General features: G+C 70.2%; 21 protein-coding genes. 10 read left to right on the top strand and 11 right to left on the bottom strand.

Annotation, left to right across the window (positions count from 1 at the left end; all coding sequences use genetic code 11):
• The first annotated feature begins 180 nt into the window (after positions 1-180).
• The gene (locus ARC20_RS04065; protein WP_057644709.1) at positions 181-1,389 is read left to right on the top strand and encodes an acyltransferase family protein; all 1,209 of its coding nucleotides are present in this window, start codon (positions 181-183) and stop codon (positions 1,387-1,389) included.
• Between the two features lie 12 nt (positions 1,390-1,401).
• Here ARC20_RS04065 and ARC20_RS04060 read toward each other — a convergent pair whose 3' ends face one another.
• From ARC20_RS04060 to ARC20_RS04045, 4 genes are all read right to left on the bottom strand, one after another.
• On the bottom strand, positions 1,402-3,354 hold the full coding sequence (locus ARC20_RS04060) for a M1 family metallopeptidase (protein WP_425478501.1): 1,953 nt from the start codon (positions 3,352-3,354) through the stop codon (positions 1,402-1,404).
• Positions 3,355-3,443: 89 nt separating this feature from the next.
• Entirely contained in the window at positions 3,444-4,388 is a 945-nt protein-coding gene (locus ARC20_RS04055; protein WP_057644703.1) for an aspartate carbamoyltransferase catalytic subunit, read from the bottom strand.
• 16 nt (positions 4,389-4,404) lie between these two features.
• The gene (ruvX, locus tag ARC20_RS04050) at positions 4,405-4,872 is read right to left on the bottom strand and encodes a Holliday junction resolvase RuvX (RefSeq protein ID WP_057644700.1); all 468 of its coding nucleotides are present in this window, start codon (positions 4,870-4,872) and stop codon (positions 4,405-4,407) included.
• A complete protein-coding gene (locus tag ARC20_RS04045; RefSeq protein ID WP_057644697.1) occupies positions 4,865-5,428 on the bottom strand; it encodes a YqgE/AlgH family protein in 564 nt (187 codons plus the stop codon). Before ARC20_RS04045 ends, ruvX begins: the two co-directional genes overlap by 8 nt.
• Positions 5,429-5,537: 109 nt before the next feature.
• Here ARC20_RS04045 and ARC20_RS04040 point away from each other — a divergent pair, with 109 nt between their 5' ends.
• Positions 5,538-6,074, top strand: a complete 537-nt coding sequence (locus ARC20_RS04040; RefSeq protein ID WP_057644695.1) for a DNA-3-methyladenine glycosylase I — start codon at positions 5,538-5,540, stop codon at positions 6,072-6,074.
• Between the two features lie 9 nt (positions 6,075-6,083).
• Here the strand turns inward: ARC20_RS04040 and ARC20_RS04035 are convergent, their stop codons facing one another.
• From ARC20_RS04035 to ARC20_RS04025, 3 genes are all read right to left on the bottom strand, one after another.
• Positions 6,084-6,800 (bottom strand): YitT family protein, encoded by a 717-nt coding sequence (locus ARC20_RS04035; protein ID WP_081418017.1) that lies wholly within the window; start codon positions 6,798-6,800, stop codon positions 6,084-6,086.
• Between the two features lie 141 nt (positions 6,801-6,941).
• Entirely contained in the window at positions 6,942-8,072 is a 1,131-nt protein-coding gene (locus ARC20_RS04030) for a PilT/PilU family type 4a pilus ATPase (protein WP_057644692.1), read from the bottom strand.
• Between the two features lie 103 nt (positions 8,073-8,175).
• On the bottom strand, positions 8,176-9,213 hold the full coding sequence (locus tag ARC20_RS04025; RefSeq protein WP_057644690.1) for a type IV pilus twitching motility protein PilT: 1,038 nt from the start codon (positions 9,211-9,213) through the stop codon (positions 8,176-8,178).
• An 86-nt stretch (positions 9,214-9,299) separates the two neighbouring features.
• Here ARC20_RS04025 and ARC20_RS04020 point away from each other — a divergent pair, with 86 nt between their 5' ends.
• The 4 genes from ARC20_RS04020 (at position 9,300) to proC (ending at position 11,534) form a co-directional block, all read left to right on the top strand.
• Positions 9,300-9,983 (top strand): YggS family pyridoxal phosphate-dependent enzyme, encoded by a 684-nt coding sequence (locus ARC20_RS04020; protein WP_219906956.1) that lies wholly within the window; start codon positions 9,300-9,302, stop codon positions 9,981-9,983.
• Positions 9,984-10,065: 82 nt separating this feature from the next.
• The gene (locus tag ARC20_RS04015; protein ID WP_057644687.1) at positions 10,066-10,347 is read left to right on the top strand and encodes a type II toxin-antitoxin system RelE/ParE family toxin; all 282 of its coding nucleotides are present in this window, start codon (positions 10,066-10,068) and stop codon (positions 10,345-10,347) included.
• Positions 10,348-10,358: 11 nt separating this feature from the next.
• Complete coding sequence (locus ARC20_RS04010) at positions 10,359-10,655, top strand: HigA family addiction module antitoxin (RefSeq protein ID WP_057644684.1); 297 nt, start codon at positions 10,359-10,361, stop codon at positions 10,653-10,655.
• A gap of 45 nt (positions 10,656-10,700) precedes the next feature.
• Entirely contained in the window at positions 10,701-11,534 is an 834-nt protein-coding gene (proC, locus tag ARC20_RS04005; protein WP_057644681.1) for a pyrroline-5-carboxylate reductase, read from the top strand.
• 7 nt (positions 11,535-11,541) lie between these two features.
• Here proC and ARC20_RS04000 read toward each other — a convergent pair whose 3' ends face one another.
• Together ARC20_RS04000 and soxR are read right to left on the bottom strand one after the other, a co-directional pair.
• Positions 11,542-12,537, bottom strand: coding sequence for a 2-hydroxyacid dehydrogenase (locus ARC20_RS04000; protein WP_057644679.1), 996 nt, complete (start codon positions 12,535-12,537; stop codon positions 11,542-11,544).
• A gap of 62 nt (positions 12,538-12,599) precedes the next feature.
• A complete protein-coding gene (soxR, locus tag ARC20_RS03995; protein WP_057644676.1) occupies positions 12,600-13,049 on the bottom strand; it encodes a redox-sensitive transcriptional activator SoxR in 450 nt (149 codons plus the stop codon).
• Positions 13,050-13,131: 82 nt separating this feature from the next.
• Between soxR and ARC20_RS03990 the strand changes: the two genes are divergently transcribed.
• The gene (locus tag ARC20_RS03990; protein WP_057644673.1) at positions 13,132-14,502 is read left to right on the top strand and encodes an MFS transporter; all 1,371 of its coding nucleotides are present in this window, start codon (positions 13,132-13,134) and stop codon (positions 14,500-14,502) included.
• Here ARC20_RS03990 and ARC20_RS03985 read toward each other — a convergent pair.
• Together ARC20_RS03985 and pdxH are read right to left on the bottom strand one after the other, a co-directional pair.
• Entirely contained in the window at positions 14,499-14,855 is a 357-nt protein-coding gene (locus ARC20_RS03985; protein WP_057644669.1) for a YqfO family protein, read from the bottom strand. The two genes, ARC20_RS03990 and ARC20_RS03985, sit on opposite strands and share 4 nt — an antisense overlap.
• A gap of 5 nt (positions 14,856-14,860) precedes the next feature.
• Complete coding sequence (gene pdxH, locus ARC20_RS03980; protein WP_057644666.1) at positions 14,861-15,460, bottom strand: pyridoxamine 5'-phosphate oxidase; 600 nt, start codon at positions 15,458-15,460, stop codon at positions 14,861-14,863.
• A gap of 40 nt (positions 15,461-15,500) precedes the next feature.
• On the opposite strand from pdxH, the gene ARC20_RS03975 reads away from it, so the two are divergent.
• The 3 genes from ARC20_RS03975 (at position 15,501) to aroB (ending at position 18,078) form a co-directional block, all read left to right on the top strand.
• Positions 15,501-16,337, top strand: a complete 837-nt coding sequence (locus ARC20_RS03975; protein ID WP_057644661.1) for a hypothetical protein — start codon at positions 15,501-15,503, stop codon at positions 16,335-16,337.
• 86 nt (positions 16,338-16,423) lie between these two features.
• Positions 16,424-16,969 carry a shikimate kinase gene (locus ARC20_RS03970; RefSeq protein WP_057644658.1) on the top strand — a complete coding sequence of 182 codons (546 nt, stop codon included), beginning with the start codon at positions 16,424-16,426 and terminating at the stop codon, positions 16,967-16,969.
• On the top strand, positions 16,966-18,078 hold the full coding sequence (aroB, locus tag ARC20_RS03965) for a 3-dehydroquinate synthase (RefSeq protein ID WP_057644657.1): 1,113 nt from the start codon (positions 16,966-16,968) through the stop codon (positions 18,076-18,078). Before ARC20_RS03970 ends, aroB begins: the two co-directional genes overlap by 4 nt.
• The last annotated feature ends 17 nt before the right edge of the window (positions 18,079-18,095 follow it).

The following is an 18,095-nucleotide window of genomic DNA, read 5'->3' as shown; positions in this document are numbered from 1 at the left end:
GGGGCGGCGGGGCGGCTTGCATCGTCATGCGCGCATTCTAGGTCGAGGGACGGCGGTTTCATCCCACGCCGTCCCTGCGCGACCGCGCTTCGTCCCAGGCGACGCGCGGATCGTCACTTCGCGCGCCTTGCCGCGCCTGCGATGCGGACCATGGCGTCCTCCTTCCGATGGGACCGCGCCATGAACCGCCGCCACGACATCGACGCCCTGCGCGTCATCGCCTTCGGCCTGCTGATCCTCTACCACGCGGGTATGCTGTACGTGGCCGACTGGGACTTCCACCTCAAGAGCACCTACGTCTCCGAAGGGTTGCAGGGCGGGATGATCGCGCTCAACCGCTGGCGCATGCCGCTGCTGTTCCTGATCTCGGGCATCGCCCTGGGCCTGCTGCGGCCGGCGCAGCTCGGCCGCGCCGCCCTGCTGCGCAGCTGGCGGCTGTTGTTGCCGCTGCTGTTCGGGATGTTCGTGGTGGTGCCGATCCAGCCGTATTACGAGGCGCTGGCGCACGGCCACATCGAACCCGGCCTGGGCCAGTTCCTGCTGCGCTACTGGCAGGTGCGGCCGTGGCCGGCGGGCACCTTCAGCGGCGCCGAGTTCGGCATCACCTGGAACCACCTGTGGTACCTGGCCTACCTGTGGCCGTACACGATGCTGCTGCTGGGCGTGCTGGCCGTGCTGCGCCAGCCATGGCTGCAGGCGCCGCTCGCGCGGATTCGCCAGCTGCCGGTGCCGGCAGCCGCCTGGGTGCTGCTGCCCATCGCCTGTGAAGCCTTCAACCTGTTGTGGGTGATGCCGCGCTGGGAGCCGACGCACGCGCTGTTCGGCGACTGGTTCGTGCATGCCGAATCGCTGCCGTCGTTCCTGCTCGGCTACGCGGTGGCGCGCAACGAGACGTTCTGGGCACGGGTGCGCCGCTGGCGCTGGGCCACCTTGGGCGTGGCCGCGCTGTGCATCGGCGTCGAGCTCGGGCTGCGCACCGCCGGCCGGCACCACGTCGAAGTGCATGGCGTGTGGGCGCAGGTGCCGTGGTATGCGGTCGAACGCATCGCGCGTGCCGGCTACACCTGGACGGCGCTGCTGGCGATCTTCGGCTGGGGCCAGGTGGCGTTGAACCGCCCGTTCCGCTGGCTGCCGTACTGCACGGAAGCCGTGTATCCCTGGTACATGCTGCACCAGAGCGTGATGATCGCGCTGGCGTTCTGGCTGATCCCGCTGCACCTGGGCCCGGTGGTCGAACCGCTGCTGGTGGTCGCCGGCACCGCCGCCGGCTGCCTGTTGCTGCACGAGTGCGTGATCCGCCGCGTGGCCTGGCTGCGGCCGTGCTTCGGCCTCAAGGCGCGGCGCCGGGAAGTCATCCCGGCGCTGGCGCCCGCCCCGGCCGCGGGCTGACCGCGGCGCGGCTCAGCCGGCGACGTCGAGCCGGTTGTCGCTGCGATCCGCATCCGGCAGCTTGGCATCCGGATCCAGGCTCACGTGCAGCACCTTCTGGTGCGTGGGCAGCTTCACCTGCGGCGCCTTCTGCTGCAGCCACGCCTCGACCGGCACGCGCTGGTCGAGGTGGCTGCCATCGGCCAGGTCCACGCGCAGGGTGGCCGGCATCACCAGCTTCTGCCGGCTGCCCAGCGTCACCAGCAGGCCCTTGCCGGGGTCGCTGTCGACGTAGTGCGCCTCGCGCACGCCCATGTCCAGCTGCCAGTTGTGCAGATACCAACCGCGCCACCACCACGACAGGTCCTCGCCGGATTCGCTTTCCATCAGGCGGAAGAAGTCCGAAGGGTCCGGATGCTTGAACGCCCAGGTGGCGATGTACTTGCGAAATGCCGGATCGAAGCGCTCCGGGCCCAGGATCTGCTCGCGCAGCAGCACCAGGCCCAGCGCACCCTTGAAGTAGGTCAGCGGGTGGCGGTACTTCTCGCTGGTGGCGTCGGCGGTGTCCATCAGCGTGGGCGCGTCGGCGTCGGCCAGCAGCGACAGGATTTCCTCGACCGGGTTGCCGCCCTTCGGCGCGTACTCCGAATCGCGCTTGGGCGCGTACTCGCCATGGTTGAAGGCGTCGGAGGCGTAGACGTCGATGAAGGTGTTGAAGCCCTCGTCCATGAACGCATGCCGGCGCTCGTTGGAACCGACGATCATCGGGAACCAGGTGTGGCCGATCTCGTGGGCGGTGATCCAGAACAGCGGCTTGCCGGCATCGTTCATGCCGTCGAAGACGATGCCCGGGTATTCCATGCCCGCGCCATGCCCGCCCAGGTTCACCGCCACCGGCCACGGATACGGATACCACTGCGAGAAATGCTCGATGGCGCCCTTCACGTATTCGGTGGAGCGGTTCCACTTGTCCGCGCCCACGCCTTCGACCGGATAGACCGACATCGCCAGCGCATGCCGGCCTTCGGGCAGGTCGATGCGCGCGGCATCCCACACGAACGCGGGCGAGGCGGCGAAGGCGACGTCGCGGGTGTGCGCCATGTGGAAGCGCCAGGTGCGCGTGCCTTCGCGCGTCGGGCGGCTGGCCGGGTCGGTCACTTCCTGTGGCGTGCGGATCAGCACCGTGCGCTCGCTGTTGGCGGCCTGGCGCAGGCGCTCGCGCTGGGTGGCGGTGAGCACGTCCTGCGGATTGACCAGCTCGCCGGAGCCGGCGACGAGGTAATCCCACGGCACGGTCACCGCGTAATCGAAGGTGCCGTACTCCAGGTAGAACTCCGAGCCCAGGTAGGGCTGGGTGTCCCAGCCACGCAGGTCGTCGTAGACCGCCATGCGCGGATACCACTGGGCGATCTCGTAGATCTCGCCGTTCGTGCTCGGGGTGACGGCGGTGCGGCCGCCCCAGGTGCCGGGGATGTCGTAGTCGTAGCGGATGTGAAGCTTCAGCGCCTGGCCCTGTCCGGCGAGCGGCTGCGGCAGGTCCACGCGCAGGCGGGTGTCGTCGACGAGGTAATGCACCGGCACGCGCTTGCCGGCGCGTTCGACCTCGACCGAGGCGATGCGCAGGCCGTCGGTGGTCTCGGCGCGGCGCGTAGGGCGCGCCATGCTGGCGCGCGAATCGGCGCGGTAGAGGTTCTGGTCCAGCTGCAGCCAGAGCACGTCGAGGGTGTCGGGGCTGCGATTGGTATAGGTGATGGTGGCATCGCCGGACAGGCGATGCGCCGCCGGGTCGATGCGTGCCTGCAGGTCGTAGTCGGCCTGGTTCTGCCAGAACAGCGGCCCGGGGACGCCGCCGCCGCTGCGATAGGCGTTGGGTGCCTGCGGCAACTGCAACGGGGCGAACAGCGCGCGCGGGTCGAAGCCGGCATCGGCGGCGTGGGCGGTGGAAGCAAGGGCCAGGACGGCCGCCACGGCCAGCGGGCCGCGCATCGACAGGCGCATCGGGAATCCAGGGACAGCGAGGGAACCGCCATCCTAGGCAGCGCAGCCCCGCGGGCTGCACTGCCATTGGTCACCCCTCAGCCCAGCAGCGTCTCCAGCACCGCCATGCGCACGGCCACGCCATTGGCGACCTGGCGCAGTACCCACGATTGCGGGCCATCGACCACTTCGTCGGTGATCTCCACGCCGCGGTTGATCGGGCCCGGGTGCAGCACGGCCGCGTCCGGCGCGGCACGGCGCAGGCGCTCGGCGGTCAGGCCGTAGCGCGCGTGGTAGCCCTCCAGCGAGGGCACCAGGCCTTCTTCCATGCGTTCGCGCTGCAGGCGCAGCATCATCACCGCGTCCACGCCCTCGAGCATGGCGTCGAGGTCGTCGCCGACCTGGCAGCCGTCGAGGATGCCGTCCTCCGGCAACAGGGCGGCCGGGCCGCACACGCGGATCTCGCCCGCGCCCAGCGTGCGCAGCGCATGCAGGTCCGAGCGCGCCACGCGCGAATGCTTCACGTCGCCGACGATCACCAGCTTGAGCTTGGAGAAATCGCTGCCCTTGGCCTGGCGCAGGGTGAGCATGTCCAGCAGGCCCTGGGTGGGGTGCGCGCTGCGGCCGTCGCCGGCGTTGATCAGCGCGGTGCCCTCGCCCGCCTCGCCGGCCAGGCGCGCCACCGCGCCGTCTTCCGGGTGGCGCACCACGAAGCCGCGCACGCTCATCGCTTCGAGGTTCTTCAGCGTGTCGCGGTCGGTCTCGCCCTTGCGGGTGGAGGAGGTGGATGCGTCGAAGTTCAGCACGTCCGCGCCCAGGCGCTGGGCGGCGAGCTGGAACGAGCTGCGCGTGCGCGTGGACGGTTCGAAGAACAGCGTGCACACCGCGCTGCCGGCCAGCACGTTGCGCTTGCCGACGCGGCCGACCGCCGCATCGCGGATCTGCCCGGCGCGGTCCAGCAACTGCAGCAGCGTGGCGCGCGGCAGGCCTTCGAGGGTGAGCAGGTGACGCAGACGGCCGTTGGAATCCAGTTGCATGGTCATGGCGAAAGGGTGGAGGTCAGGAAAGCGGGATGGCCTGGTCGGGCGCGGCGAACCAGCGCTCGATGATGACGGCCGCGGCCACGGCGTCCAGCGCCTCGGCGTCGCGGCGGCGCTTGCGGCCCTCGGCACGGTCGCGCGCGAAACGCTGCGCGGCCTCCACCGAACTGGAACGTTCGTCGACCAGCACCACCGGCAGCTTGTAGCGCTCGCGCAGCTGGCGGGCGAAGGCGTGGGCGCGCTTGCGCGCCGGCTGGTCCTCGCCTTCCAGGGTGAGCGGGTCGCCCACCACCAGGCCGGCCGGGCGCCAGTCGCGCTGCACGCGGTCCAGCGCGGCCCAGTCCGGGCCGGCGCCGTGCACGTCGATCACCGCCACGGCGCGGGCGCCGGCACCGAGCGCGCTGCCGACCGCCACGCCGATGCGCCGCGAGCCGACATCGAAGCCGAGCACCGTGGCGTCGAAAGGAATCGCGGCCGCCTCAGGCATGTCCGCTGTAGTCGGTGAGGCGGAACAGGTCCACGCCGATGCGTCCGGCGGCGGCCTGCCAGCGCTGTTCCAGCGGCAGGTCGAACAGCAGTTCGGCATCGGCCGGGGCGGTGAGCCAGCTGTTCTCGCCGATCTCCAGCTCCAGCTGGCCGGCGCCCCAGCCCGCGCAACCGAGCGCGACCAGCGCATGCGCCGGGCCTTCGCCGCAGGCCATGGCTTCGAGCACGTCGCGCGAGGTGGTGAGGTACAGGCCTTCGCCCAGCGCGAGGCTGGAATCCCACGGCTGGCCGTCATGCACGACGAAGCCGCGCTCTGGATGCACCGGGCCGCCGCTGAGCACCAACTGCTCGCGCAGGGCGGTGTCTTCGGTCTCGATGCCCATCTGGCCGAGCACTTCGCCCAGGGTGTATTCGGAGGGACGGTTGATCATCACGCCCATCGCGCCGTTGTCGTCGTACTGGCAGATCAGCGCGACGGAGCGCGAAAAGTTCGGGTCCGACAGCGCCGGCAGCGCGATCAGGACTTGGCGGGTCAGGTGGGTGGCCGGCGCGGACATGGCCCACATTCTACCGTCCCGCGCGGGGGGCGCAGGCGCCGGGCGTGGAATCTGCACATAATCGTCACGGACGCGCCGGGCGCGCCGCCGAAGAGCAAGGAAGACATTGATGAGCGGCTACTGCAGCATCGCCCCCGGCCACCCGGTCCACGGGCACTACCATGACCACGAATACGGCTTCCCGCAGCGCGACGAAGCCGAACTGTTCGAACGCCTGCTGCTGGAGATCAACCAGGCCGGGCTGAGCTGGGAGACCATCCTGAAGAAGCGCGAAGGCTTCCGCCGCGCGTACTCGGGGTTCGACGTCGACGCGGTGGCCGGCTATGGCGAGGCGGACATCCTCCGCCTGCTGGAAGACCCGGGCATCATCCGCAACCGCCTCAAGGTGCTGGCGGCGATCCACAACGCGCAGGTGATCCAGGGCCTGCGCGCCAGCCACGGCGGGTTCGCCGCGTGGCTGGATGCCCACCACCCGCGCAGCAAGGCCGAGTGGGTGAAGCTGTTCAAGAAGACGTTCCGCTTCACCGGCGGCGAGATCACCGGCGAGTTCCTGATGAGCCTGGGCTACCTGCCCGGCGCGCACCGGGCGGATTGCCCGGTATACGCCCGCATCGACACGCTCGGGCCGCCCTGGCGCAAGGCCTGAGGCCGCGCCTCACACACCCATGTAGCGGTGCGGCCGGTGGTTGAACATCAGCACCAGGCTCAGCACCAGCGCGCCGAGCGCCGAGTAGATCACCCTGTCCGGCTGCAGCAGGAAGAACGCGACCACCATCAGCATCGCATCGAAGCCCAGCTGCACGCGGCCGGCGCTGATGCCACGGGTCTGCTGCAGGTACACCGCGAGAATGCCGACGCCGCCCAGGCTGCCGCGGTGGCGAATGAAGAACAGGATGCCCAGCCCCGATAACGCGCCACCGGCCAGCGCCGAGAACAGCGGGCTGATGTGCGCGTAATCGGCCCAGCGCGGCAGCAGGTCGGTCAGCGCACCGCAGGCGCCCACGGCCAGGAAGGTCTTGGCGGTGAACTCCCAGCCCATGCGCCGCACCGAGAGCCAGTAGAACGGCAGGTTGACGATCACGAACACCAGGCCGAAGTTCCAGCCCAACGCGTAGTGCAACAGGAAGGACACGCCTGCCATGCCGCCGATGAACAGGCCGCCCTTGGCGAAGATCGCCAGGCCCATCGAGGCGATGAGGGTGGCCAGCACCATGCCCTGCACGTCCTCCGCCACCGAATGGTGGAAGGCGCGATCGTCGGCCACGGTGCCGGTGGCGTCGGCGGGCGGGGTCAGCGGGCCGGACGTGACCCGCGGGCTGTCCGGGTGCACGGCGTCGCCGCCGGCCGGCAGGTCGGAAACGGGAGAGTTCATGGGGGGAGCATCGGTGACGCGGGGGCGCGTATTAGACAACAAGCCCGCGACACTTGCATGAAGGCCCGCGGGCCCGGAAACGACCGCGCCCGCTGCGGTTGGCAGCGGGCGCGGGGGTGAAGCGTCTGCTCCGGGCGCGGCTTACCGTACTTCGGCAATCTCCACGCCATCCAGGCCCTGGGCCAGGGTCTTGGCGTCGCCACCCTGCGAGAGCTTGATGCGCAGGCGCACCTCGTTCTGCGAGTCGGCGTAGCGCAGGGCGTCCTCGTAGGAGATCTCGCCGGCCTGGTACAGCTCGAACAAGCTCTGGTCGAAGGTCTTCATGCCCAGGTTGGTGGACTCCTTCATCACTTCCTTGATCTTGTGGATCTCGCCGTCGCGGATGTAGTCCTGCACCAGCGGCGTGCCCAGCAGGATTTCCATCGCCACGCGGCGGCCCTTGCCGTCCGGCGTGGGCACCAGCTGCTGGGCGACCACGCCCTTCAGGTTCAGCGACAGGTCCATCAGCAGCTGGCTGCGACGGTCCTCGGGGAAGAAGTTGATGATGCGGTCCATCGCCTGGTTGGCGTTGTTCGCATGCAGGGTGCACAGCACCAGGTGGCCGGTTTCGGCGAAGGCGATGGCGTGGTCCATGCCCTCGCGGGTACGCACCTCGCCGATCATGATCACGTCCGGCGCCTGGCGCAGGGTGTTCTTCAGCGCGTTCTCCCAGCTGTCGGTATCGATGCCGACTTCGCGCTGGGTGATGATGCAGCCCTCGTGCTTGTGCACGAATTCGATCGGGTCCTCGATGGTGATGATGTGGCCGGTCGAATTCTGGTTGCGGTAGCCGATCATCGCCGCCAGCGAGGTCGACTTACCCGTGCCGGTGGCACCGACGAAGATGATGATGCCGCGCTTGGTCATCGCCAGCGTCTTGATCACCGGCGGCAGGCTCAGCTCGTCCACGGTGGGGATGCGCGTCTCGATGCGACGGAGCACCATGCCGACCTGGTTGCGCTGGTAGAAGCAGCTCACGCGGAAGCGGCCCACGCCGGCCACGCCGATGGCGAAGTTGCACTCGTGGGTCTTTTCGAACTCCTCGCGCTGCGAGGGGGTCATCACGTTCAGCACGAGGTCGCGGCTCTGCTGCGCGGTCAGCGGCGTCTGCGTGATCGGGGTGATCTTGCCGTGCACCTTGATGGACGGCGGCATGCCCGAGGTGATGAACAGGTCCGACGCCTTCTGGTGCGCCATCAGCTTGAGGAACGAGGTGAAGTCGATGGTGCTCATGGCGGCTCTCCGGGAATCGGGATCGGGGCTGCGTAAACGGACCGGGGCGCCCCGGTGGCGGAACGACCGCCGCGACGCCAGGCGCCGCGGCGGGCACGCATCTTCATTCGAAGATGCGCTTGTCCTTGGCGTACTCGCGGGCCTGGTTGCGGGTGATCAGGCTGCGCTTGACCAGGTCCTGCAGGTGCTGGTCCAGCGTCTGCATGCCCGACTGCTGGCCGGTCTGGATGGCCGAGTACATCTGCGCCACCTTGTCCTCGCGGATCAGGTTGCGGATGGCCGGGGTGCCGACCATGATCTCCCACGCCGCGGTACGGCCACCGCCGACCTTCTTCAGCAGCGCCTGCGAGATCACCGCGCGCAGCGATTCGGACAACATCGAGCGCACCATCGGCTTCTCGCCGGCGGGGAACACGTCGATGATGCGGTCGATGGTCTTGGCCGCCGAGCTGGTATGCAGCGTGCCGAACACCAGGTGGCCGGTTTCGGCGGCGGTCAGCGCCAGGCGGATGGTTTCCAGGTCGCGCAACTCGCCGACCAGGATGATGTCCGGGTCTTCACGCAGCGCCGAGCGCAGGGCTTCGTTGAAGCCGTGCGTGTCGCGGTGCACCTCGCGCTGGTTGATCAGGCACTTCTGCGAGGTGTGGACGAATTCGATCGGGTCCTCGACGGTGAGGATGTGGCCGTATTCGTTCTTGTTGATGAAGTCGATCATGCCGGCGAGCGTGGTCGACTTGCCCGAACCCGTCGGGCCGGTGACCAGGATCAGGCCCTGCGGCTGTTCGATCAGCTGGCGGAAGATGGGCGGGCAGCCCAGGTCCTCCAGCGTCAGCACCTCGGAGGGAATGGTACGGAACACCGCACCGGCGCCGCGGTTCTGGTTGAACGCGTTGACGCGGAAACGCGCCAGCGACGGGATCTCGAACGAGAAGTCGACCTCGAGGAATTCCTCGTAGTCGCGGCGCTGCTTGTCCGACATGATGTCGTACACCAGCGCATGGACCTGCTTGTGGTCCAACGCCGGAATGTTGATGCGGCGAACATCGCCGTCGACACGGATCATCGGCGGAAGCCCTGCGGAAAGGTGCAGGTCCGACGCCTTGTTCTTGACCGAGAAGGCCAATAGTTCAGCGATATCCATACGCTGCGTTTCCCCTGGCTGCGACTGGAAAGGTTTATCCCCGGGCGGCAGTATAGCGCCCTTGCTTGTGGCTGGAAGAAGACGTCGTGCCGGTTTCCCCGTTGCAAACGATCCTGGCGGAAATGGACAACGCCGCGCGCGCGGCCGGGCGGCCACCGGCGCGCCTGCTGGCGGTTTCCAAGACCCAGCCGGCCGACGCCGTGGCCGCGCTGGCAGCCCAGGGGCAGGTCGCTTTCGGCGAAAACTACGTGCAGGAAGCGGCCGGCAAGATCGCCGCACTGTCGTCGCGGGGCCTGGAGTGGCACCTCATCGGCCACCTGCAATCCAACAAGGCCGAGCAGGCCGCGCAGTTGTTCGACTGGGTGCAGACGGTGGACCGGCCGAAGCTGGTCGGCGCCCTCGCCCGCCATCGCCCCGCAGCGCGCGGGCCGCTGAACGTCCTCATCCAGGTGAACATCGACGACGAGGCGAGCAAGCATGGTTGCGCGCCCGAAGCGGTCGAGGCACTGGCCGCGGCCATCGCCGCCGAGCCGGCGCTGCGCCTGCGCGGGCTGATGGCCATCCCCGCCCCGTTTCCCGAACGCGCGCGGCGCCAAGCAGCGTTCGCACGCATGCGCGCACTGCACGAAGCGCTCGCCGCCGCGCACCCCACGGCCGACACCCTCTCCATGGGCATGAGCAGCGATTTCCCGGACGCCATCGCCGGCGGCGCCACGATGGTGCGCGTGGGCACGGCCCTGTTCGGCGCGCGGGGCGCTCGCCCCACCTGAGGTCGCGGGAAAGCCCGATGCCCATCGGGAAGGTGCTGCGCCATGCTAACGCTTGACGATAGTAACGCGCGGCATTAGCATCATGGCCATCCAATCCTTTGCCTGCAAACGAACGCAGGCGTTCTTCCACGGCAAGCGGGTCGCGGCCTTCGGTTTCATCCAGGCCTCGGCCATGCGCAAGCTCGCCATGTTGAACGCCGCGCTCTACCTGGAAGACCTCCGGGCACCGCCGGCGAACTGGTTGGAGGCCCTGCGCGGAGACCGCGAAGGGCAACACAGCATCCGCGTGAACGACCAGTTCCGCGTCTGCTTCACATGGACCTGGAAGGGGCCCGCCCAGGTCGAGATCGTGGACTACCACTAGGAGGCCGCACCATGCGTTCCGTTGCCTATCCCACCCCCGGCGAGATCCTTCGCCACGAGTTCCTCGACCCGCTCGGCATCACCCAGTACCGGCTGTCCAAGGCCATCGAAGTACCGCAGGACCGCATCAGCAAGATCATCAACGGCGAGCGCAGCATCACCGCCGATACGGCCTTGCGCCTGGCGCGTTACTTCGGCACCTCCGAGGACTTCTGGATGAAGCTGCAGATGGACCACGACAAGGCCGTCGCCCGCGACGCCCTGGCCGAGACGCTGGCCCGGATCCAGCCGCACACCTCGGTGGCCTGAGCACATCGCGCTACCATCGGGGCCCGCTTACCCGCAGGCCCCGCCATGCCCGACACCACCGCTCCGCGTTTCGAACCGATCGCCTTCATCGGCGGCGGCAACATGGCCCGCTGCCTGATCGCCGGTTTGATCCGCCAAGGCGTGCCCGCCAACACGATCCATGTCGCCGAGCCGGTGGATGCCCTGCGCGAGCAACTGGCCACCGACTTCGGCGTGCAGGTGCACGTCACCGCGGCCGAAGCCGCCGAGGATTGCCGCACCTGGCTGCTGGCGGTGAAGCCGCAGGTGATGGCCGAGGTCTGCGCGCCGCTCGCGCCGCTGGCGAAGATCCTGCGGCCGCTGGTGGTGTCCATCGCCGCCGGCATCAGCCGCGACCGCCTGCGCCAGTGGCTGGGCGAAGACGCCGGCGTGGTTCGCGCGATGCCCAACACGCCCGCCCTGCTCGGGGCCGGCGTCACCGGCCTGTACGCGGGGGCCGATGTCGATGCCGATGGCCGCGCGCGCGCGCAGGCGCTGCTGGCCAGTGCCGGGCAGACGGTATGGATCGAGGACGAAGCCCTGATGGACGCCGTCACCGCGGTCTCCGGCAGCGGGCCGGCCTATGTCTTCCTGCTCGCCGAAGCCATGCAGGCGGCGGCGGTCGCGCAGGGGCTGCCGGAAGACGCAGCCACCACGCTGGTCGCCCAGACCCTGCTCGGCGCCTCGCGCATGCTCAGCGAATCCGGCGAGACGGCCGCCGAGCTGCGTCGCCGCGTCACCTCGCCCAAGGGCACGACGCAGGCGGCGATCGAGACTTTCCAGGCGGGTGGCTTCGAGGCGCTGGTGGCGCAGGCCATCGATGCGGCCGCTCGCCGCGGCCGCGAACTGTCGGCCGGCTGAGCGGCGCTCAGCGCGGCAGCGGAACCCGGTTGGACAACGCCACGCCGCGCTCGAACGCGGTGATGTTCTCCAGCGTGGTCGCCATGATCTGGCCGATCGCCTCGGCAGTGAAGAACGCCTGGTGCCCGGTCACGATGACGTTGGGGAACGACACCAGGCGCTGGATGACATCGTCGGTGATGATCGTGGCCGACAGGTCCTGGAAGAACAGGTCGGCCTCCTGCTCGTAGACATCGATCGCCAGGCCGCCCAGGCGGTGGGTCTTCAGCGCGTCGATCACCGCTTCGGTGTCGATCAGCCCGCCGCGGCTGGTGTTGATGAGGAACGCGCCCTGGCGCACGCCCTGCAGCGACTGCGCGTCGATCAGGTGCCGGGTCTGCGGCGTCAGCGGGCAGTGCAGCGAAATCACGTCGCTCTCGGCCAGCAGCTGCGGCAGCGGGACGTATTGGCCGATGCCGTCGAACTCGGCGCCCGGGTACGGATCAAAGCCGAGTACGCGGCAGCCGAAGCCGCGCATGATCGAGGCGAAGATGCGCCCGATCTTGCCGGTGCCGACCACGCCGACCGTGCGGCCGTGCAGGTCGAAGCCCATCAAACCGTCGAGTTCGAAATTGCCATCGCGCGTGCGCTGGCTGGCGCGCGCGATGCGCCGGTTCACCGCCAGCAGCAGGCCGACGGCGAATTCGGCCACCGAGTACGGCGAATAGTCGGTGACGCGCGTGGCGGCGATGCCCAGGCGCTGCGCGGCCACCGCGTCGATATGGTTGAAGCCGGTGGAGCGGGTCGTCACCAGGCCGATGCCCAGCGTCTTCAACGCTTCCAGCACGGCCTCGTCCACGTTGTCGTTGACGAACACGCAGACCGCCCCGCAGCCCTCGGCCAGCGGCGCGGTCGCCACGCTGAGGGCATCCTGCACATAGACCAGCTCATGGCGATGCGCGGCATTGGCACGATCGAGCATGACCCGGTCGTAGCGACGCGTGCTGTAGACGGCGACCTTCATCGGCGGGCTTCCTGCGCGGGCGGATCTCCATCATGCCTGCCGGGGGCGCGGCATGGCGAACGCTAGTCCTGCATCTCCAGCTCGGGCCAGCGCCGCGCGCCGTCGCCGTGCTGGCCCAGTTCGTCGTGCGGGTTGCTCAGCCGGCAACGACGCAGCGACAAACAGCCGCAGCCGATGCAGTCGTCGAGCTGGTCGCGCAACACCTGCATCGCCTCGATGCGCCGATCCAGTTCGCCCCGCCAACGCGCCGACATGCGCGTCCACTCCGCGCGCGTGGGCGGGCGCCCCGCGGGCAACACGGAAAACGCATCGCTGACATGCCGCAGCGCGATTCCCAGCCGCTGCGCCACGCGGATCACCGCCAGCCGGCGCAGCACGTCGCGGGCATAGCGCCGCTGGTTGCCAGCGTTGCGCTCGCTGTGGATCAGTCCCTTGCGTTCGTAGAAGTGCAAGGCCGACACGGCGACCCCACTGCGCCGGGCCACTTCGCCCACGGCCAGCGTCTTGTCCATCAGGGTTGACCTCAACTTCGGTTGAGGCCGCATCCTGCGCCGCCCCGCCCTACCGGGCAAGCCCGCCCTCCTTGCGCCCCCAATGAACGTCGAAACCTTCGAGCATCCGCCCGCGCACGCCGCGCCTCCTTCGATCCTCTCGCCGCGCTATCGCGCCACCACGCTGGCGATGGTGGCGCTGGTCGCCCTCAATGCCTTCGAGGTGCTGGCCGTCGCCACGGCCATGCCGACGGTGGCGCGCGAACTGTCCGGGCTGTCGCTCTATGCCCTGGCCTTCGGCGGCACGCTGGCGACCAGCCTGGTCGGCATGACCGTAGCCGGCCGGTGGAGCGACCGCGCCGGCCCCGCGCCCGTGTTGTGGGGCGGGATGGCGTGCTTCGTCGCTGGCCTGCTGATGTCCGGGGTGGCGGGCGACATGGCGGTGTTGGTCGGCGGGCGCCTGCTGCAGGGCCTGGGGGCCGGCGCGTTCTTCGTGGCGCTGTACGTGATCGTGGGACGGCTGTATCCCGAGCCGCTGCGCCCGAAGGTGTTCGCTGCATTCTCCGCGGGGTGGGTGGTGCCTTCGCTGGTCGGGCCGGCGATCAGCGGGTTGATCGTCCAGCACCTGGGCTGGCGCTGGGTGTTCCTCGGCGTGCCGCTGCTGGCCGTGCCCGCGGCCTGGCTGCTGCGGCCCGGCCTGCGCGAACTGGCCACGCTGCCGCGTTCGGTGGCCGCTACGCCGGCCGGTCCGAGCCCGGTGGGCTGGGCGATCGGCGCGGCGGCGGGGGCCCTGTTGCTGCATGTCGCCGAGCAGCTGCCGTGGCCGTCGCGCATCGGCGCGTGGCTGCTCGGCGGCGGCGCGCTGTTGCTCTGCGCCCATCGGCTGCTCCCTGCGGGCACGCTGGCGCTGCGGCGCGGTTTGCCTTCGGTGATCGCGCTGCGCGGGATCGCCGCGGCGGCGTTCTTCAGCTGCGAAGCCTTCCTGCCACTACTGCTGTCGCGCGAGCACGGCTATTCGCCGCTGGCCGCCGGGGTCGCCCTCAGTGTCGGCGCACTCGGCTGGAGCGCGGGATCCTGGTACCAGGGCCACCGGCTGCAGGCCCACCGCCGCCTGCGCGCGATGGGTATCGGGGCCTCGTGGCTGCTGGCCGGCATCGCGACGGTCGCCGGGGGCGTGGGCGGATGGCCGGCGTGGCTGGCGATCGCGGGTTGGCTGCTCGCCGGCGTCGGCATGGGGCTGCTGTACCCGAGCCTGTCGGTGTTGATGCTGTCCCTCTCGCCGGCCCACCTGCAAGGTCGCAACAGCTCGGCCTTGCAACTGAGCGAGGCAATGGCGGTGACGGCAGCACTCGCCGCAACGGGCGCGGTGTTTGCCGGCCTGTTGGAAGCCACGCCGACGCGGGCCTATCTCGCCGCGTTCGGCCTGTCGGCGGCGCTGGCGGGGGCCGCGTGGGCCACGGTTCGGCGCGTCTAGGGGTCTTCGTCGAACACCGGCTGCAGGCTTTCGTCGACGAAGATCGCCGGCGACTCCCACGGATGATGCCGGCGCACGCCTTCTTCCAGCACGCGCGCCAGCCGGTCCGCTTCGCGCGGAATGGCGAACTCCAGCCGCACGCTGGGCAGGCTCGACAACATCCCCTGCTCGCCCTGCGCCGGCCGCGCGCCGTCCAGCGGCCGGAACTGCTCCAGCCCCGGCGCGGACAGCCACATCACCTGGTCGTAGCGGTCATCGCCCAGCGGCTCCACCGCGCGGATGCCGTCCTGCAAGGCCTGCAGGTGTGCCGGCGGCACGAACACCGTGATGCGGTAGACCGGCCGCAGGCGCATGGCCGTCAGGGGTACAGCATCCGCTTGCTCCACGCGCCGGCGGCGTCGCACTCGTAGCGCCAGCGCTCGTGCAGGCGGAACTGCGCGCCGTACCAGAACTCGAAGCGCTGCGGCACCACGCGGAAGCCGCCCCAACCTTCCGGCCGCGGCACCTCGCGCCCTTCGAAGCCGGACTCGACCTTCGCCAGCCGCTGCTCGAACTCCTCGCGCGAGGACAAGGTGCGCGACTGCATCGAGGCCCACGCGCCGATCTGGCTCTGGCGGGGCCGCGAGGCGAAGTACGCATCGGACTCGGCGGCCGAGACCTGCTGCACTTCGCCCTCGATGCGCACCTGGATGCCCGCCTCGCGCAACCGCCGCCACAGGAACAGCAGCGCGGCCTGCGGGTTGGCCTGCAGCTCGCGGCCCTTGGGGCTCTCGATGTGGGTGTAGAACACGAAGCCGCGTTCGTCGAAGGACTTCAGCAGCACGGTGCGCGCGCTCGGGCGGCCTTCCAGGCTCGCCGTGGCGAGCGTCATCGCGCTCGGCTCGATCTCGTCGCCCTGCTGGGCTTCCTGGTACAGGGACGCGAAAGTCGACAGGGCTTCGGCGTAAAAGTCGGTCATGGGATCCGTGCAGCAGCGTCGTTGGCGCTATTGTGGCCGCATGCAGGTGAAAGCGCACTCGACCCCGTCCCCGCCGGCCGGCGCATTGCTGGCCGAAACGGTCCTCGCCGATGCGCTGGCGCATCGCCCCGCCGATGGCCGCACCGCGGTGCTGGCCATCAGCGGCCTGCAGGGCAGCGGCAAATCCACGCTGGCCGATGCGGTGGTGCAGGCCGCGCGGGTGCGCGGACATGTCGCAGCCACGTTGTCGCTGGATGACCTCTACCTCACCGCCGCGCAACGCCGCGCGCTCGCCGGCCAGGTGCATCCGCTGCTGCGCACGCGCGGCCCGCCCGGCACGCACGACCTGGCGCTGGCCGCGCAGGTGCTGGACGCCATCGACGCCGGCCACCCGCTGCGCCTGCCGCGCTTCGACAAGCTCGCCGACGAGCGCCTGCCGGAGCGCGAATGGCCACGCGTGGACAGCCCGCTCGACCTGCTGGTGCTCGAAGGCTGGTGCGTGGGCGTGCCGGCCGAGGCCGACGCGGCGCTCGCCACGCCGCTCAACGCGCTGGAACGCGATGAAGATGCCGACGGGGCATGGCGGCGCTACTGCAATGCGGCGCTGGCACGTGACTACCCCGCGCTGTGGGACCGCCTTCACCGGCTGTGGGCCTTGCAGGCGCCTTCGTTCGAGGTCGTCACCGCCTGGCGTGGGCAGCAGGAGCAGGGGCTGGTGGCCGCCTCGTCCGGCCGCGCCGGGATGGATGCGGCCGCGCTCGCCCGTTTCCTGCAGCACTACGAACGGGTCAGCCGGCAGGCGCTGCGCACGCTGCCCGCGCGCGCCGACCACGTCCTGTGGCTCGACGCGGCCCGCGCCATCGTGCGCAGCGCCTGAACACCGCGTCCCGCCCGGCACGGGCGGGGCGGTTTCACCCGAAATCACCCTCCGGCGGCTTGCGGCGCGGTGCTAGCATCCTCCCAATGAAGTCCGCACCAAACGTCGTCATGATCGGCCCGATGGGCGCCGGGAAAAGTTGCATCGGCCGTCGCCTGGCCGAGCGCTTCGGGCTGTCGTTCGTGGATGTCGACCACGCCATCGTCGCGCACGCCGGCGCCAGCATCCCGACCATCTTCGAACACTCCGGCGAAGCCGCCTTCCGCGCGCACGAACGCGAGGTGCTCACGCAGCTGCTCGCCGGCGAGAACCAGCTCATCTCCACCGGCGGCGGCGCCGTGCTCGATGCCGGCAACCGCGAGGGCCTGCGCGCGCGCGGCTTCGTCATCCACCTGCATGTCAGCGTGGCCAGCCAGCTCGAACGCCTGCATCGCGACCGCACCCGGCCGCTGCTGCAGCGCCCGGATCGCGAAGACGTCCTGCACGCCCTGGCCGTGGCGCGCGACCCGCTGTACCGCGAACTGGCCGACCTCAGCCTGGACACCGACCACCTTTCCCCGGCCGAGGCCACCGCGCACCTGGTGACGCGACTGGCCGCCGCCTGGCAGCCCCGGACCATCACCCACGCATGAACGACGCCTCCTCCCTGCGCACCGTCGATGTCGGCGGCGCCACGCCCTACGTCATCGCCATCGGCCCGGACCTGCTGCGCGACGGCGCGCGCCTGGCCGCCCCGGTGCGTGGCCGCCACGTGTTGATCGTCAGCGACGACACCGTCTCCCCGCTCTATGCCTCACGCGTGCGCGCCGCGCTGGTGCAGGCGCGCCCGCAGCTCCAGGTCGGCGAGCTGGTGATCCCGGCCGGCGAGGCCTCCAAGACGCTGGACCACTTCGGCGCGGCGATCACCGCCCTGGCCGAGCTCGGCGCCACCCGCGACGCCTGCGTGTTCGCGCTCGGCGGCGGCGTGGTCGGCGACCTGGCCGGCTTCGCGGCGGCGTGCTGGATGCGCGGCGTGGACTGCGTGCAGCTGCCCACCACGTTGCTGTCGATGGTCGACTCCTCCGTGGGCGGCAAGACCGCCGTGGACATCCCGCAGGGCAAGAACCTGGTCGGCGCGTTCCATCCGCCGCGCGCGGTCATCGCCGACACCACCGCCCTGCACAGCCTGCCGGCGCGCGAACTGCGCGCCGGGCTGGCCGAGGTCATCAAGTACGGCGCGATCCGCGACCCCCTGTTCTTCCAGTGGCTGGCGGCCGAGCGCGAAGCGCTGCTGCGCGGCGAGGCCGGGGCCACCGCGCAGGCGATCGCGCGCAGCTGCGAGCACAAGGCCGAGATCGTCGAACGCGACCCGCTGGAAAAGGGCGAGCGCGCCCTGCTCAACCTTGGCCACACCTTCGGCCACGCCATCGAGACCGAACAGGGGTACGGCGCCCCGCACAACGACAACCTCAACCATGGCGAAGCCGTGGCGGTGGGCATGGTGCTGGCCGCGCGCCTCTCCGCCCGCCTGGGCATGGCCCCGGCCGCCGACACCGACACCCTGCGCGCACTGCTGGAGGCCTACGGCCTGCCCACGACGATCCCGGCCGGCCTGGACCCGCAGGCGCTGCTGGCACGCATGCGCCTGGACAAGAAGAACGTCGCCGGCCGCCTGCGCCTGGTGCTGTGGCGGGGCATCGGCCAGGCCGAAGTGGTGCCGGACGTGGACGAGGCCGCCGTGCTGGACGTGCTGCGCGGCTGAGGCCGCGCGACATCGCA

It is taken from the genome of Stenotrophomonas panacihumi, assembly GCF_001431645.1.
Classification (GTDB): Bacteria; Pseudomonadota; Gammaproteobacteria; order Xanthomonadales; family Xanthomonadaceae; genus Stenotrophomonas_A; species Stenotrophomonas_A panacihumi.
This window is presented reverse-complemented; position numbering and strand designations above follow the sequence as displayed.